The 1,819-nt window shown below is 40.7% G+C and carries 2 protein-coding genes; both read left to right on the plus strand.

Translation table 11 applies throughout. The features are described 5' to 3' along the window. Window positions 1-414, plus strand: a 414-nt coding sequence (locus HMPREF2842_RS09290) for a hypothetical protein (RefSeq protein WP_210398788.1), incomplete at its 5' end; no start/stop codon positions are given. 201 nt (window positions 415-615) lie between these two features. Then, the gene (locus tag HMPREF2842_RS04660) at window positions 616-1,584 is read left to right on the plus strand and encodes a hypothetical protein (protein WP_070643014.1); all 969 of its coding nucleotides are present in this window, start codon (window positions 616-618) and stop codon (window positions 1,582-1,584) included. The last annotated feature ends 235 nt before the right edge of the window (window positions 1,585-1,819 follow it).

Here is a 1,819-nt window from a genome sequence, read left to right on the forward strand (position 1 = left end):
CCTCCAACCACACTCAACTCTGAAGAGCCCGAAAACCCAATTAATTCCAGGGACTTAATGTATGCACTATGGATTTTACTGTTTGCTTTCCTTGTTTATCTACTGGCGTTTTTTCTGCGAGTTGCCATGCGTCGGATTTATGTCGCGGAGATTAATAGGTATTCATATAAATTCATATCTGCACAGTTTCCTTATTATTGCGATTTAGAAAATGTAAAATATCTGATTGTTGCGTATGCTTATTGTTCTATGTTGAGAATTAATGGGTATTACTCAATCTATAGATCTGAAATCGGTGTAGTTGAGGCTGAACCGAAGGGGCAAGAGTTATCTGGGTGTGAATCTGAAATAAAGGAAAAACCTGAGAACCATAAATTATGGTGGAATCACCTTCGAGTAAAAGGTCGTAAGTAGCCTCCAGTTTTCGCAAGGGTAAAGGTCGAGAAACCACCTGCGACATCAAGTTTTCTAAGGTTTTTGGAGGGTGAGAATTTATATAGTTTAGAAAATGTTTCTACGGGGAGAAGCTCAGTAAATTTAATATGGGAGCTATGGGAAGTTTAAAATTTTTGTCATAGTAATTAACTGACAATACTAGGAAAGGAGTAATCATCGATGATGAAGCAAATGCTATTAGTGCAGATGCTAACCGAAGGAGCTGAAGCTACACAGAGCTCTAGCGCGTTGCCGTGGGGAACATGGATACCTTCTGTAATTGGTCTTCTTGGGTCACTTATCGTTGCATGGTGGAGTGGTCGAAAGATTGATAAGCAGATGGAGCTGTCAAAACAAGCTACTCCCCCTGAACTGACTCGTTATAAGACTTGGCTTGAAGTATCAGAGGTATTTAAAAAACTAGAAGGTGTCAAGGACACGGGTACACTAGCCGATTCGAAAGAGTATCAGGAAATTGAAGCTTCTCGGAAAGTTGCTCTTGAGCGTGCTGTGTGGGAGCGGAAGGTGATTTCTGAATGTTCTAATATTCAGGCTCAAAAGCTTGTAATGGAAATCCCGGAATCAAAAATATATGAAATTCATAACCCGGATATTTATCGAGGAATTGAACTTTCTGTAGATTCTTATATAAAGCCAAAAGCTTCTGGTATCCTGTGGCTTATTCCCCTATCGATGCTTTCTTTATTCCCAATCTTGACGGTGATAATTTCGGGTGGTAGTTCAGGAGATAGGAAATTTGCTGTTATCTTTTTGTTAGTTATGCCCATCCTTCTTTTTCCTATGTTTCGTCATCTTGCCCCAAATCAATATAGCGGAATCTTTGAAGCTAACTATTTCCTTAGGAAAACGAGGGTTGAGGTTTTATTGGATAGGCGTAAATCTAATGATGTCAATAATTGTGAACCTATCTTTCATAAGGTTGATAAGTATTGGGAAAAATGGTATCGAAGGGAGGGGCTTCGGTATGCATCGTTTTATGATACCTGGGCTGAAAATATCCACTGCCCGTGGGAAGGGAAGTGCTGGGCAGGAAGGGTGTGGCATAAGGTCTGGTGCTACTTTTTCCCCGGAATTTATGTAAGAACGATTTTTAAACCTAATATTCTTAAAGCTTGGGGGTTCTTATAAAGAGGAAAGTCTGAACGTTGATTTGGGGCAGAAGAATAAAGATTCCTCCTCTGAGCTTCATGGAAATAAAGACGCTCAATCACTGAAGTCTGATGCCCTAGAAGAATCCGATCCTACGCTTCCTCAAGGGTAAGCACTGAGAAGCCACATGTGTTTCGAGAAGCCACATCATATGTGGCTTCTCGCTATGGGGCTGTAACCCGTACAGAATTTGTGCCATGGTTTAGCGTCTTCT

This window comes from Rothia sp. HMSC069C10, from assembly GCF_001812205.1.
Lineage (GTDB): Bacteria > Actinomycetota > Actinomycetes > Actinomycetales > Micrococcaceae > Rothia > Rothia mucilaginosa.